The sequence below is a fragment of the Pseudoalteromonas sp. S3260 genome (genome assembly GCF_005886925.1).
Lineage (GTDB): Bacteria > Pseudomonadota > Gammaproteobacteria > Enterobacterales > Alteromonadaceae > Pseudoalteromonas > Pseudoalteromonas tetraodonis.
Map to the genome: position 1 here is coordinate 1 of NZ_PNCV01000051.1, position 13,928 is coordinate 13,928.

Annotated in this window: 15 protein-coding genes and 1 tRNA gene; 8 read left to right on the forward strand and 8 right to left on the reverse strand. The window is 41.2% G+C overall.

From position 1 onward, the window contains the following. The first annotated feature begins 199 nt into the window (after nucleotides 1–199). Both proB and CWC14_RS09750 read left to right on the forward strand, forming a co-directional pair. Complete coding sequence (gene proB / locus CWC14_RS09745) at nucleotides 200–1,306, forward strand: glutamate 5-kinase (protein ID WP_013466019.1); 1,107 nt, start codon at nucleotides 200–202, stop codon at nucleotides 1,304–1,306. Then, nucleotides 1,303–2,550: a glutamate-5-semialdehyde dehydrogenase gene (locus tag CWC14_RS09750; protein WP_138562641.1), complete on the forward strand. Its 1,248-nt coding sequence runs from the start codon at nucleotides 1,303–1,305 to the stop codon at nucleotides 2,548–2,550. Before proB ends, CWC14_RS09750 begins: the two co-directional genes overlap by 4 nt. Nucleotides 2,551–2,730: 180 nt before the next feature. On the opposite strand, the gene CWC14_RS09755 is transcribed toward CWC14_RS09750, so the two are convergent. Then, nucleotides 2,731–2,806 (reverse strand) — tRNA-Ala (locus CWC14_RS09755). 165 nt (nucleotides 2,807–2,971) lie between these two features. Here CWC14_RS09755 and CWC14_RS09760 point away from each other — a divergent pair. Together CWC14_RS09760 and CWC14_RS09765 are read left to right on the forward strand one after the other, a co-directional pair. Then, nucleotides 2,972–3,358, forward strand: a complete 387-nt coding sequence (locus tag CWC14_RS09760; RefSeq protein ID WP_138562643.1) for a hypothetical protein — start codon at nucleotides 2,972–2,974, stop codon at nucleotides 3,356–3,358. Between the two features lies 1 nt (nucleotide 3,359). Continuing rightward, entirely contained in the window at nucleotides 3,360–3,860 is a 501-nt protein-coding gene (locus CWC14_RS09765; RefSeq protein ID WP_138562645.1) for a prolyl-tRNA synthetase associated domain-containing protein, read from the forward strand. Here the strand turns inward: CWC14_RS09765 and CWC14_RS09770 are convergent. Then, a complete protein-coding gene (locus CWC14_RS09770) occupies nucleotides 3,827–4,975 on the reverse strand; it encodes an MFS transporter (protein WP_138562646.1) in 1,149 nt (382 codons plus the stop codon). The two genes, CWC14_RS09765 and CWC14_RS09770, sit on opposite strands and share 34 nt — an antisense overlap. A 194-nt stretch (nucleotides 4,976–5,169) precedes the next feature. Between CWC14_RS09770 and CWC14_RS09775 the strand changes: the two genes are divergently transcribed. The 4 genes from CWC14_RS09775 (at nucleotide 5,170) to CWC14_RS09790 (ending at nucleotide 8,309) form a co-directional block, all read left to right on the forward strand. Then, nucleotides 5,170–5,709: a DUF2058 domain-containing protein gene (locus CWC14_RS09775; protein WP_010391699.1), complete on the forward strand. Its 540-nt coding sequence runs from the start codon at nucleotides 5,170–5,172 to the stop codon at nucleotides 5,707–5,709. Between the two features lie 171 nt (nucleotides 5,710–5,880). After that, nucleotides 5,881–6,204: a c-type cytochrome gene (locus tag CWC14_RS09780; protein WP_138562648.1), complete on the forward strand. Its 324-nt coding sequence runs from the start codon at nucleotides 5,881–5,883 to the stop codon at nucleotides 6,202–6,204. Nucleotides 6,205–6,338: 134 nt separating this feature from the next. Continuing rightward, the gene (locus CWC14_RS09785) at nucleotides 6,339–7,106 is read left to right on the forward strand and encodes a class II aldolase/adducin family protein (protein WP_033103740.1); all 768 of its coding nucleotides are present in this window, start codon (nucleotides 6,339–6,341) and stop codon (nucleotides 7,104–7,106) included. Between the two features lie 27 nt (nucleotides 7,107–7,133). Then, nucleotides 7,134–8,309, forward strand: coding sequence for a mandelate racemase/muconate lactonizing enzyme family protein (locus CWC14_RS09790; RefSeq protein ID WP_138562650.1), 1,176 nt, complete (start codon nucleotides 7,134–7,136; stop codon nucleotides 8,307–8,309). Between the two features lie 51 nt (nucleotides 8,310–8,360). Here the strand turns inward: CWC14_RS09790 and CWC14_RS09795 are convergent, their stop codons facing one another. The 6 genes from CWC14_RS09795 to CWC14_RS09820 all read right to left on the reverse strand — a co-directional run bounded on the left by CWC14_RS09795 (nucleotide 8,361) and on the right by CWC14_RS09820 (nucleotide 13,926). After that, entirely contained in the window at nucleotides 8,361–8,741 is a 381-nt protein-coding gene (locus CWC14_RS09795) for a hypothetical protein (protein WP_013466013.1), read from the reverse strand. A 3-nt stretch (nucleotides 8,742–8,744) separates the two neighbouring features. Beyond that, the gene (locus CWC14_RS09800) at nucleotides 8,745–10,307 is read right to left on the reverse strand and encodes a S41 family peptidase (protein ID WP_138562652.1); all 1,563 of its coding nucleotides are present in this window, start codon (nucleotides 10,305–10,307) and stop codon (nucleotides 8,745–8,747) included. Nucleotides 10,308–10,355: 48 nt separating this feature from the next. Beyond that, entirely contained in the window at nucleotides 10,356–11,195 is an 840-nt protein-coding gene (locus CWC14_RS09805) for an amidohydrolase family protein (protein WP_138562654.1), read from the reverse strand. Then, the gene (locus tag CWC14_RS09810) at nucleotides 11,192–11,920 is read right to left on the reverse strand and encodes an SDR family NAD(P)-dependent oxidoreductase (RefSeq protein ID WP_138562656.1); all 729 of its coding nucleotides are present in this window, start codon (nucleotides 11,918–11,920) and stop codon (nucleotides 11,192–11,194) included. The genes CWC14_RS09805 and CWC14_RS09810 overlap by 4 nt, the downstream gene beginning before the upstream one ends. Before the next feature lie 21 nt (nucleotides 11,921–11,941). Further along, nucleotides 11,942–12,430 (reverse strand): FKBP-type peptidyl-prolyl cis-trans isomerase, encoded by a 489-nt coding sequence (locus CWC14_RS09815; protein ID WP_008466307.1) that lies wholly within the window; start codon nucleotides 12,428–12,430, stop codon nucleotides 11,942–11,944. Nucleotides 12,431–12,495: 65 nt separating this feature from the next. After that, complete coding sequence (locus CWC14_RS09820) at nucleotides 12,496–13,926, reverse strand: transglycosylase SLT domain-containing protein (protein ID WP_138562658.1); 1,431 nt, start codon at nucleotides 13,924–13,926, stop codon at nucleotides 12,496–12,498. Nucleotides 13,927–13,928: the final 2 nt, after the last annotated feature.

Here is a 13,928-nt window from a genome sequence, read left to right on the forward strand (position 1 = left end):
TAGTACAATCCAATTTTATTGGGTTAATACTATTTATTTTTTGCATCTCAATTTAAAACAATGGTTTTAGAGACGGTGTACGCGTGTGTAAAAAAAGTGTGGGCAATGATAAACAAATTCGACGTTATGTTTTAAACATAGCGACCTGGTTTCATTCATCAGTGTGATGAATACAAATAAAATGGAAAGTTGAGCATTTATGCAAAAGTTAAATTGGCGACGTATCGTACTTAAAGTGGGCAGTGCCTTAATTGCACCCGATCAAGATGGCTGTCGTTCACGCTACTTGTTAACCATCGCACAGTTTATCGTTCACTGTCGCGCACGTGGTATAGAGGTTATTTTAGTGTCATCAGGCTCTGTAGCGGCAGGCTCGCATTTATTTCCATCAGAGAAGCCGCGCTCAGTTGTTATGAAAAAAGCCATGGCAGCAGCAGGGCAAACAGAAATGATGGCCATGTGGGATCGTTTCTTTGATTTTCCATCAGCACAGCTATTATTAACTCATGGTGATTTACGTGACCGTGAGCGTTACCAGAGTATCCGTGAAACCGTATTTACATTGTTAGAACACGGCGTGCTACCTATCATTAATGAAAATGATGCGGTGACAACAGATGATTTAAAAGTGGGTGATAACGATAACTTATCAGCGATGGTGGCAGCTGCCGCTGACGCTGACGCATTAATGATTTTTTCAGATGTAGATGGGCTGTATGACAAAAACCCAAATCTGCATGACGATGCCGTATTATTGCCTGAAATAAAATCAATTGATGATTCTATTTATGCTATGGCAGGATGTGCTACCAGTGCAGTAGGCACCGGTGGTATGAAAACCAAGATTGAAGCGGCAGAAAAAGCCACATCACATGGTATTGCAACGTATATTATTAATGGCTTTAAAGAAGAAACCTTTACTCGTTTATTAGCGGGCGAAAATCCAGGTAGTGTGTTCTTGCCTTATGAAAAACCAATGCAAGACTCTATTCACTGGATGACACATACCGCAAATGAACAAGGTGAAGTGGTTGTCGATGGGTCATTTGATGATTCACTAGAAGGCGAAGACGGCTGTTTACGAGGCGATGAGATCAAGGAAGTACATGGCGAGTTTGCTGTGGGCGATACTATCTTAGTTCGCAGTGAAGATGGTACGCGTTTAGCTAAAGCCACAGCAAATTACAGTAGCTGTTTGTTAAACTTTATTGCAGACAACGAGCAGAGTGAATTCAGCGAAAAAATGCAGGATTCAATTGGACCAATTATTTCAGAAAAAGATATCGCATTATTGGAGAAGTCATGAGTTTAATTACGGATATATCACGCCAAGCAGCAAAAGCTGCACATACACTTGCTTTACTCGATACCGAGGCTAAAAACAACGTGTTAACCGATATGGCAGCGGCATTAAGAGATCAAAAAGAATTTATAATCAAAGAAAACGAAAGTGACCTAAGCGCTGCGCGTGACAATAATTTAGCAGCGTCAATGATAGACCGTTTAACATTAAATGATGAGCGCATTGAAGCGATGGCTGAAGGTATCGAAGTGATTGTTTCACTTGATGATCCGGTTGGCCAGTTACGTGATATCACTGAACGTCCAAATGGCATTAAAATTCGAAAAATGCGTGTACCACTGGGCGTGGTATGTATGATTTACGAAGCACGACCTAATGTAACGGCTGACGCGGGTGCATTGTGCTTTAAGTCGGGTAATGGTGTTATTTTGCGCGGTGGTAAAGAAGCGCTTAAAAGCTCACAAGCCATTGCTAGTGTAATGCACAGCGTGCTTACTAAACATGGTTTGCCAACGGCGCTAATTTCAGTTATTCCAGATCCTGACCGTGCTTTACTAATGGAATTAATGCAGCAACGCGACAGTATTGATTTAATTATCCCACGTGGCGGTGAAGGGCTTATTAACTATGTAACAGAAAACAGTACAATTCCTGTTATTCAGCACTTTAAAGGCGTGTGTCATTTATACGTAGATAAAGATGCAGACTTAGAAGTGGCACTTAATCTACTACTTAACGGTAAAACTCAACGTACTGGCGTATGTAATGCCTTAGAAGGGTTAGTAGTACACCAAGATGTTGCTGATGAGTTTTTAAACCTCTGCGCGGTAGTGCTTCGCCAAGAAGGCGTAAAAATAAATGCTGATGCCAAAGCGGCTGAGTACTTTGATAATGCCACTGTGCTTGCAGATAACGAATTTGGTGAAGAATATTTAGATTTAGAAATTGCTATTCGTATAGTGCCAAGCTTTGATGCAGCCGTTGAGCACATTGCTCAATTTGGCTCAAATCATACCGAAGTTATCTGTACTAAAAACGATGCTGCGGCAGAGTTATTCCAACGTAGTGTGGATGCATCGGTTGTTATGGTTAATGCGTCATCACGTTTCTCTGATGGCTCACAACTAGGTTTAGGCGCCGAGATTGGTATTGCAACGACTAAGTTGCATGCTTATGGTCCAATGGGGCTTGAGTCACTAACGACTGAGAAATATTTAGTTAATGGTGTTGGTCAAGTTCGCGAATAACTTACCCAACCTAATAAACGATAAAAATGCCGGGCTTTTGCTCGGCATTTTTGATCTCGATTTAGCAAAATCAAACAACTAAGCAAACATAAAGATTAAAACAGGGCAAAAAATTATTAACAGAGAAATTTATTTAGAATATAAAAATAAGGATATTACTTAAAGGAGAGAGTAGGAAAGTGGTGGAGCTAAGCAGGATCGAACTGCTGACCTCCTGCGTGCAAGGCAGGCGCTCTCCCAGCTGAGCTATAGCCCCACATTCCTAATTTACATAGACTGTAAATGCTTAAGTGCTGAGTCTCAAGCGGGGTGAACTTTAAATATTTTTACGATTTTGGTCAAGTATTTTTTCACAAATTTTTCCGTTTTAACTAATTTTTGTTAAACTCGAGCTCAATATTTACTAAAACGACAATACATAATGAAAAAATACGCGTTAGTTTTCATGATTTTCCTTTTTGGTTGTGCCAGTTCAGTAGATGAACCGCCCTACGAAATTAATAATAAACAATTTTATGACACCCTTGATGAGCAAGGTAACAAGCTTTTTGCTTATGTGGTTTCTGTAAAGGCTAAAAGTCGTGAGCAAATTAATATCAATAAAAGACTAACCCGCAGTGATGTTCAGCGTTTTGCTGAGCAAGAGCATTTTGAAGAGTCGAGTGTTTTAAAATTACAATTAGAAGATCAAGCGGTAGAGTTTCTTAATAAAGAACTAGCACAGCGTAACTATTGTGCAAATAAGCATGAAATAAACGAAGTACTATGGCGTGATTTAAGTGTGCAATTAAGAGGGCGTTGTTTGTAGTATGTTAGCGGATAAACAAAAACTAGCGGCAGTGTTAGCCCAACTAAATATAGAATATGACGTAATAGAACATCCAGCGCTACATGGCAGTTTAGATGCCGATGAACTGATGGTAAATCGCCCAGGAACACGTTTAAAAAACCTATTTTTGCGAGACAATGAAGGTAAGCGTCATTTTTTAGTGATCACCGCGCATGATAAACAACTCGATTTAAAATCGTTGTCTAAACAGCAAGGCCTATCGCGCTTAGGGTTTGCCTCTAATGAGCGCTTGGCTAAGTACTTAAAGGTTGCACCTGGTTGTGTGTCAATGCTCAGCTTAATGAACGACAAACAGCGTGATGTAACGCTTTGGCTTGATCAAGATATTTGGTTTGGCGATTTATTTCATTGCCACCCGTTTGAAAATACCCAAACATGGTTATTAACTAAGCCTGATTTACTGCGTTTTTTTGACTTTACTGAGCATCAGCCGCGGGTGATGTTTTTGCCATCGCGTTGAGCCCACAAAATAAGCCTCAGTCCACACAAACATACAGCGAGTAATGTTGCCATAAACGCCGTTTGTCCATGAGTTTGATAAACCACCCCTGGTAATAACGAGCCCAGTGCGCCGCCGCTGTAATAAAATGATACATAGCACCCGTTGGTAACGCTTGGCGGTGCGTGACTGATTTTATTAACCAGTGGTGCCGCTGTGGAATGAATCACAAACATAGCGCCGCAAAAGAGTGTGAATGCAATTAAAAACAACAACAGTGAATGACTCATTAATAACACAATACTGAGGTTATAAAACACGAATACCGCGGCCAACAATCGCCAGGCTGAAGTCATTTTTTTTAATAGCCAAGGAGTGAAAATAGAAGCCAAAGCACCCACCAAATAGCCACTATAAACAAAGCCAATGTCGCGCGTGTTATTAATTAAAAAGGTATTTTTTAAAATAAAAGGCAAGTAGTTTAATAATGCTGCAAAGCAAAAAAACATACAAAAAATGGCACCATAGAGCTTAAGTGCAGAGCCCTCTTTAAGTTGTTTTATATAATCTAATGGCGATAAAACCTCGGTTGATTTAACGAGATTAAAACGTTTATGGGGAATACTTAACGCTAGAATAATCAGCATGGCTGTTATTAGGTAATAAAAACTCTGCCACGACCAAACATCGCTAAAGAGCGCAGCCAATACACGACCAAAATAACCACCGACAATCGTACTACCTATATATAGCGTCATATTTTTTTGTAATGTATCTGCTTGATAGCTCATACCAATAAAGCTGGTCATGGCAGTCAATGCTGCAGGTAAAGTCAGTCCTTGTAAAAACCTTACCAGTAGAAGTAATTCAAAACTCGGGGCATAAATAAATAAGATACAACCCACACCCAGTAACAACATAGCGAAGCGTAATATTAATAAAGGGTTTCGCTTAGCTAAAAACAGTCCATACACCAAAGGGGCAATAGCTAAAGGCAGCATAGTGGCCGTCATTAAGCTGCCTGCAACAGCAGGAGCAACATTAAATTCAGTAGCAAATAAACTTAATAATGGCTGTGGTGCGTATAAAACAAAAAAAATGAAAACTGAACAGATGAGTAGGTGAGGTAAGCGCATTAACTGCCATATACATTGCTTATTAGTTGAGCTGCATTATATACAAAACTGCTAGGGTTTTCATAAATTAACCTTTATTGCGCTAAATCATGCTTTGTTTTCAGTAGTTTGTTAGATTAATACCAATAGCGCTGTTATTTACGCTCGTTGGTGATTAAAATAGCATTAATATTCGTTTTTAGTGGGAACACGCCATGGGGTCACTACAAGAGCAATTGCTCCAAGCTGGTTTAACAACATCACATAAAGCTAAAGTTGCTAAATCAGAAAAGCGCAAGCAACAGAAAAAGCAAAAGAAGGGAGCGACGAGCAACCCGAACGATTTACAAAAGCATATTCAGCAAACTAAGTTGGAGCAGCAGCAAAAAGCTGAAGAGCTCAATAAAGCGCGCCAAGAAGAATTAAAGCAGCGCGAGCAAGTCGCCCGTGTTAAGCAAATTTTAGAGCATCATAATCAAGAGTCAATTCGCGGTGAGCGTACCTTTAACTTCACTTATGAAAATAAAGTGAAAGGGCTTGATGTGAATGAGCAAACGCAAAAGGCGCTCTCGGGCGGGCGTTTAGCTATTTGTGTGTTAGAAGGTCAGTTTTACGTATTAGAAGATGAGCCTGCGCGTAAAGTGGCTGAGGTGGATGAAAAGTATATTGTGTTTCATGTTGAGCCTGAAAATAAAGCCAAAGATGAAGACGATCCGTATGCTGATTTTGAAGTGCCAGACGATCTTATTTGGTAAGCCTATTAAGTATCTGCTCAGTTAAAGCAAGCTAGTATGTGTTTTATGAGGGATACACGTATTTGTTCTGATTGATCGTCAAACCTTACCAAGGACGTATGCTTTTTAAAGATTTATTGACTACAATAATCACAACCGTTTTTTTTAACCGTAAAAAGAAGAGTAAATACAATGAGCAAGATAAAAACACTTTTATTAGGCGCGGGTATTGGTTTAGCCGCAAGTTTTTCATTTTCAGCAGCCGCTGCAGATGGCGCTGCGCTTTACACCGCTAAAAATTGTCAAACATGTCATGGTGCAGAAGGTAAAGCACCTATTATGGCGATGTACCCTAAACTAAATGGTCAAAACAAAGAATATTTAGTAGCGCAAATGAAAGACATCAAGTCAGGCGCTCGTAGCAACGGTATGTCTATGGCGATGAAAGCGATGGTTGCGACTGTGACTGATGAAGAATTTGAAGCGATTGCCGATTACCTATCAAAAGTACAATAACCGTTAACGCTAATTAAAAAGAGCCACACCTATGTGTGGCTTTTTTATTTGGTGATTGCCATCATGCTAATACTCATTTAGACTTCTAAACATCTACAATCACTAGCGCTATGCTGTGTTTTAAAAGGCTTGTTATGTTTGATTTACCCCAGCTCAATTTAAAAAATAAAGTATCAGAACAAGAGTGGCAACTACGTGTTGATTTAGCCGCATGTTATCGATTAGTTGACCATTTTCGTTGGGGGGATTTAATTTATACGCACCTTTCTGCTCGCCTACCGGGCACTGATCATTATTTAGTGAATGCCTTTGGCTTAACGTTTGATGAGATCACTGCATCTAACTTAGTCAAAGTAGATTTAAATGGCCGCATTATTGACGATACACCCTTTAATATTAACCCTGCAGGGTTCACTATTCACAGTGCCATTCACGAAGTACGTGAGGATGCCCATTGCGTTATACACCTGCACACCAAAGAAACGATTGCGGTTGCAACACAAAAAGAAGGGCTGTTACCGCTAAGTCAGTATTCGATGTTTTCATTGCCGTCTCTGTCTTACCATGGCTATGAAGGTTTAGCGGTGAATGACGATGAGCGTAAACGCCTGCAAACAGATTTAGGCACCACCAATCATATGCTATTGGTCAACCACGGCGGTTTAACAGTAGGCCCAACGGTAGGCGATGCGTTTATGCGCTTTTATGACCTTCAGCGTGCCTGTGAAATACAGTTAGCCATTCAATCAAGTGCGCAAGAAGCGACTGCTGTGCCTCAAGCTATTATTGATAACATTTATAACCAAGCGAACGTCGTTCACAGCGGCAGTACAGGGGGCCAGCTAGCATGGCCTGCCATGTTACGAAAAGCGTATCGTCTTGATCCTAGTTTTGCAAAATAACCCACTGAAGGTTAATAAGGAATTTTTATGAAAGTAAATCGCGTTGAAGTCTTTGATATTCATTGCCCTGATCGTCCTGCATGGACGCCGGTATTTGTTCGAATTCATACCGATGAAGGTATTAGCGGTGTGGGTGAAGCAGGTCTTGCGTACGATTTAGGCCACAGTGCCGCTGCTGCGATGATCAAAGAAATGGCCGATGCCTTTTTAATTGGCCATGACCCGTTTCAAACTGAAAAACTATGGTCGCGCATGTTGCGTGAAAGTTTTTGGGGTCTAGGCGGTGGGCCGGTGGTTTACGCAGCAATGAGTGCGATTGATACGGCACTTTGGGATATAAAAGGTAAAGCATTAGGTTTACCGGTTTATCAGTTGCTTGGCGGTAAAGTTAACGACAAGCTGCGTACTTATGCATCACAGCTGCAGTTTGACTGGGACAGTGAATTTAAAGCGCTGGTACAGCCACAAGAATATGCAGAAGCGGCACTAAAAGCGGTGGTGGAAGGTTACGATGCGGTGAAAGTCGATCCAATTCAATACGATAAAGACGGTAACACCTATTACGACCGCACAAATATTATTTCTCGCCCAGAGATGAAACTATACCGCGCACGTATGCAGGCTATTCGAGAGGCCGTGGGTGACGAAGTAGATATTATTTTTGAATGCCACAGTTTACCGGGTGCGACATCGGCAATTCAAATTGGTGAGATTGCAGAAGAATTTGACTGTATGTATTTTGAAGAGCCGGTGAATTACTTAAACCATTCATTACATGCAAAAGTGGCTGACAAAGTGGCTGTGCCTATTGCAGGCGGCGAGCGCTTGTATAACCGCTGGGGTGTACGTCCTTATTTAGAAGATCAAAGTATTGATGTACTACAGCCAGATATCGGCTTATGTGGTGGCTTTACCGAAACTAAAAAAGTATGTGATTACGCTGATATTTTTGATGTGCGTATTCAGGCACACGTATGTGGAGGGCCGGTTGCAACGGCGGCATCATTGCACTTAGAAACAGCGATCCCTAACTTTTTAATTCACGAGCATCATACTTACGCGATTAAAAAGTGGAATAGAGAGCTATGCTTACAAGATCCACAACCTAAAAATGGTTTTTTTGAAGTATCTGAAGAACCAGGTCTTGGGATTGAGCTTAACGATGAAATTGTAATGCGCTCACAACGCGTAGAAATAAAATAGTTTACTCTGTTGAGAAATAGCCGGTAAGTGAGTTGTCACTTACCGGCTTTTTTATCGCTGTGGGTTTATTTTACAAAGTACTTGTTTTAGTTCAATGGTTGCTTTGCTATCAAGGTGGCGAACAAAACAGCGCTCTCCCTTAGTCACGAGCTCAAATTGATCTGGCATATTAAGTTGCTTGCCCAAAATAGGGTTGCCCTGAGGATCTTTATGATTAAGTTGCTCAAGGGTAACCGTGCTTGAGGTGACAAAAACATCGTCTGCTAATTGAACCTGCGAGCTATGCAGCAGCTGCGCAATTGCGTCGGCTACTTTAGCGCTATTAGGCTCAATTAGTAACGCATGTTGCAATTTAGGTGTGGGCTCTGAGCTTTGTGCTAAGCACCCACTTAAAAATAGCGAAATTGCAGTTATTGCTAATAAAATCTTCATTGCTTATCTCATGTTATCGCTAAGAATAATATTCTGTTTAAGTACAGTCTGAATTCGCGCGTCTTTTACTTCAGGCATATCGGTGGCGATAGTGGGCGCAAAACCGAGAACACTATTTATTGAGCTTGGGGCTGGGCAGCTGCCGGTTGCTCTATAACTAAGTGCGGTATTAAGTAAGCCTTCACTTGCATCACCTAAGCGTTTGCTAAAGTCATCGGCAACAGCACAGCCAGCAATAAGTACGGGCTGGCGCGCATTATCAATGGTATTTTGCGGTGCAAAGCCATCTGAATATTCACCAAAACCTTTGTTATTTTCGCCAGTAAATTGAATGGTAAAATAAGTAGTGTCGCAGTTATCGGTTGGGTAAAAGCCATACGGTTTACCACAGGTGCCAGCCCCTATCTGAATGATTTCAACATCGGCTCCGCGCAGCCCGTTAATTATAGCCTCACTGGCTGAGCAGGTACTGCTGGTGGTGAGTACAAATACCCGATCTAAATTTAACGTTGGTAATGGGGTGCCTGCAGCTATTGCAGGGTTATTTTCAAACCCGACAAAACGATTTGTAAAGGGCATGGGGGTCAGTGTTTGCCCTGTGATAGGGTTGGTATTGGGATATTTATCGTTAAAAATAGTGCGTTCAAATATTTTGCCTTGGGTATTGCTACCTGCCACCATGTAGCCTACTTGGCTGGCCATTTGTAACAAACCACCGCCGTTATAGCGCACATCAATGACTAAATCTTTAATGCTGCTGGCAGCGAGTTGGTTAAAGGCGTTGTAAAGCTGCGTTTCGGCTATCGCGTTGTGGCTATTAAATTGAAAGTAACCCACATCGCCGTTTGCTAAATCAGTACGTACGTTCATTACTGGTTGCGACTCGATATTTTGAGATGTGAGCGTAACAATGCGATTTTCATTAGTGCTGATATCCCTAAATACAAATTCGGTAACTTTACCTGTTTGTTCTGGGAATAAACCTGCGTTAATAATAGCTACCTCGCTTGATGAGGTCGTGTTAATAAAATCAACACCATCAACTTCTAAAAGCTCAAAGCCCCTAATAATATTTTGATTACTAGCAGGGGTATTTGGCTCGGTATAGCTAACAATTGCTTGGCGCGGCGCACTACCAGCGATTATTTTTATATTAAAGCCATAACTAAAGCTTAGGCCTGATTGATTTTGTCTTTGCCACTCATCGGTTGGCAAACTAAAGTGAAAGTTATCTTTTTTCGCACCCGACTCAGTCAGTTGCTCAGTTTTTAAAGTATTAAAGTAATCAATGACGCCTGACGTTAATGCCGGATTAGTATCAATAATTTCGTCGTACCATAAGTAGGTTTCGTTACTCCAAGAGCGTAGCCAGTTTTTTTCATTAATTGCTTGGCATTGACCTTTAAATTGCCCTGAGCTAGCAAATACACCAGAAGCCCAGCCGCTATTGTCTGTTGTTGGGTTAGTCGCATTGTCGCTACCTCCACCGCCACAACCTGTTAATAAAGCGGCTAGCGAAAAAGGGAGTAATGTGTATTTGAGAGAAGATGAATTAAGAATGGCCATACGCATGCTCGTTTTTTAAACTGTTGAGCTAAATATAGCGGTTTTCATTTAGAGTTGATAGAGGCGCGCAGCATTTTTGTAACTCAAATGTTGCCATGTAAGATCATCGCTACATAGGCTTCGATAATGTTGCCATAACTCATTGTAGTTAAAGTTAATTTGGCACACGGGGAAGTTGCTGGCAAACATCACTCTTTGCATACCAAAATGCTTTAAAATATGTGTTAAACACTGCCTTTGCTGCTCGCTATTAAGCATGAGTAATTCAAAGCCTGAAAACTTCATCGCAACATTAGGCTGTTGTGCGAGTAATTCAATGGCGCGTTGCCAGTTAGCAAGGTTGTGTGCAAGCCCTGCGTGATTAATGATGATTTGTAAGTCACTAACTTGGTTGGCATAAGAAATAAGTTGCTCGGTGATGTTGAGGTTTTCTATTTCAAATTGCGCTTCAAAATGCAGCTTTAATTGGCTCAAGTGCCGCAGGTTATCGAGACAATGAGGGCTCAATAAGCGCTCGGCATCATGACCTTCAGTGATATCTCTAATTCCTACAAGAGAGTGATGATCTAGCTGCTGAAGTGCTAGTTTAAATGCGTTATTTGGCTGGTTAATTGTTGCAAAGCTAATTGCTTTATAAGGTATAGTTTTAATATGTTTGGCTAACCAGTTTAATTCTTTAACTGGCTGGTTATTATCAAACCCAGCTTCTATGTGCACTAAACCTGCGAGTTCAAAGTTAGTACTTTTGATCAGTTCAGCAACGCTGATGGGCTGCTTTATTTTATCTAAGTTAGACCAAGCTGGTGGGTTCGCACCTTGTAGCCAGGTGTATTGACCCTCCAGCAAATTAAAAAAATGCACATGCGGGTCAATAATTTTAGTACTCATTGCGCTGTGTAACCGCCATCAATGCGTTGCAAACTGCCGGTAATAAAGCTGGCTTCTGGACTTACTAAAAAGTTTACCAGTGCTGCAACTTCATCGGCTTGGCCTAAACGATTAAGTGGTTGTAAAGCAGCTTCTTCGGCAACAATATCTGCCTTATTTGCGCCACTTTTTTTGCAGTATGCATCAATCGCATTATGAAATAACGGTGTTTCTATGGTGCCAGGACACACGGCATTAGTGCGAATATTAAAGCTTGCGTAATCTAAGGCGGTGGTTTTAGCCATCGAAGCCAGTGCATGTTTAGTCAGGTTATAAGCAAATGAGTTTTGTTTGCCAATAATGGCCTGATCTGAGGCAATTAACACAATAGTGCCATCTTGCTGTGCTTTCATGGCTGGTAATACGCTTTGTATAGCCGCGTACGCACCTTTAACATTCAGTGCCATTAACGCATCGAATGTCACTTCATCGGTTTGCTCAATTGTGGCACTTAGGTGCTTGCCAGCATTTGAAACAAGTACATCAATGCGTTGTGTTTTTTCAATAATAGCCTGTATACACTGACGTACGGCGGTTACATTACTAACATCACATTGATGAAAAACACCACTCTCACTGGGTTCAATATCTAGGTTATGAACCTGATAGCCGCTCGTTAATAATCGCTGAACCACAGCAAAGCCAATGCCTTTAGAGCCACCGGTTACTATTGCAACTTTTGACATACTTGTTCCTTTAATTAGCAATTAATGTGCGTGGCCGCAACCACCTTCAGCATGAACATGGCCGTGAGAAATCTCTTCGTTTGTTGCTTCTCGAACTGAGACAACCTCAACATCAAAAGTCAGCGTTTTACCAGCAAATGGGTGGTTTAAATCACAATCAGCATTAAAGCGGCCTACTTTTACAATGGTTACTTGGTGGCGACCTTGGTTTGATTGCACCATAGCAGTCATGCCTGGTTTCCATACTTTTACATCACCTTGAAGGTGCTTAAGCGGAATGCGCTGAATTAAGTCATCAACACGCTCACCGTATGATTCACTTGGAGATAACGTAACGCTAAATTTATCACCAGCGGCTTTACCTTCAAGTGCGGTTTCTAAACCTGGAAGCATGCCTTCGCTGCCGTGAATATAACTTAATGGCGCGTCGTTAAGGCTACTTTCTATTTGTTCACCCGCTTCGCTTAGGGTGTAATGAAATTCAACGGCCGAGTTTTTACTGATTTGCATGCTTGTCTCTTTGAGTTTTAAATTAATTAAAGGCAATTTTACGCGAAATACTGCGCTTTAGAAACTTAACGTGGATGATTTAATGTATTTTGTAAGTCGAGTAACAGGTCTTTTTTCGCCGGTGTAGTTTTAGGTGTCGCGGCTTGAGGTATAAATAAAACCAACTGAGTACCAGGTTTTAATACGCTTGAGGCAGATAATTTATTCCAACGCGCTAAATCGCTATGAGCAACGCCGTATAACTGACTTATATTCCACAGGTTGTCACCGGGTTTTACGTGGTAATCTACCTTGATGGTTGGAATGATTTGCTCTTTTTGTTCTAGATAAGGGCTTATTTTATAGTTAATAGTGAGCGACTCAGGCAACGTTTGCGGCTCCCCTAAAATAAGCTTTTCGCCAACGCCAATAAAGTTATTTTGCTTATTATTGAGCTGTTTTAATACTTCTAAAGGCAAGCCAAAATGCCTAGCAATACCGTACAGCGTGTCATTTTTCTTAACGATGTATTCGCCTGCAAAATTGGCTTTAAAAAAGCGGTTTTTTAATAAAGCTTGTTGCTCTATAGGTAATAACAGAGTGTGCGGTCCATGGGGTGAGCTTTGATTTTTTAAATAACCCCGATTAAGGGCATGCAGTTGTTTGGCGCCCATGCCAGAGAGCTTGGCCATAACTGAAAAATCAAACTGTTTTGCCACATTTAGCGAGGTAGTCAGTGCTTTATAAGGAAGCTTTGGCCGTTTAAATTTTGCCTTAGGGTGTTTCACTAAATAGCTCAGTGCTAATAGTTTTGGTACATAGCCAGCGGTTTCTTTTGGTAGGGTTAGTGCCCAAAAGTCAGTTGATTTACCTCGTTTTTGATTGCGTTTTATAGCGCGTTTAACCCGACCTTCACCGGTATTATAGGCCGCAAGAGCATGCAGCCAATTACCATCAAAACGTTTATGTAAATAGCTCAAGTAATCAAGTGCCGCATCGGTTGAGGCTAATACATCCTGGCGTCCGTCGTACCATTGATCTGATTTAACCCCAAAATGATGCGCGGTTGCTGCAACGAGTTGCCACACACCCACCGCGTGTTCGCTTGAGCGTGCGGTAGGTCTAAAGCCACTTTCTACAAACGGTAACAAGGCGAGCTCCATCGGCAAGCGCTTTTGCTCAACTTTTTTTACAATATGGTATAAAAAAGGCGCTGCACGTCGAGACACTATTTTTAAATAATTCGGTTGTTTTAAATACCAGTTAATGCGTTTCTTTAACGCCTGATTTTGCTCAACCGGTAAATGTAAGTTATCAGCAATATGTGCCCATAAGTCAGTTGGTTGAGTTACTTTTAGGGCTTTAGGTATTGTTTTTGTATTAATGATTTTTTTGGTGTTTGTAGAGTTCGGCGTGTTTGATTGTGCGGTAGGGACTACAGGCGCAATGATCTCTGGCTGAGTGGTTTTACAGCTGCATAGCAATACAATGGCAAAGCATAAGATCAAGTGACGCATTT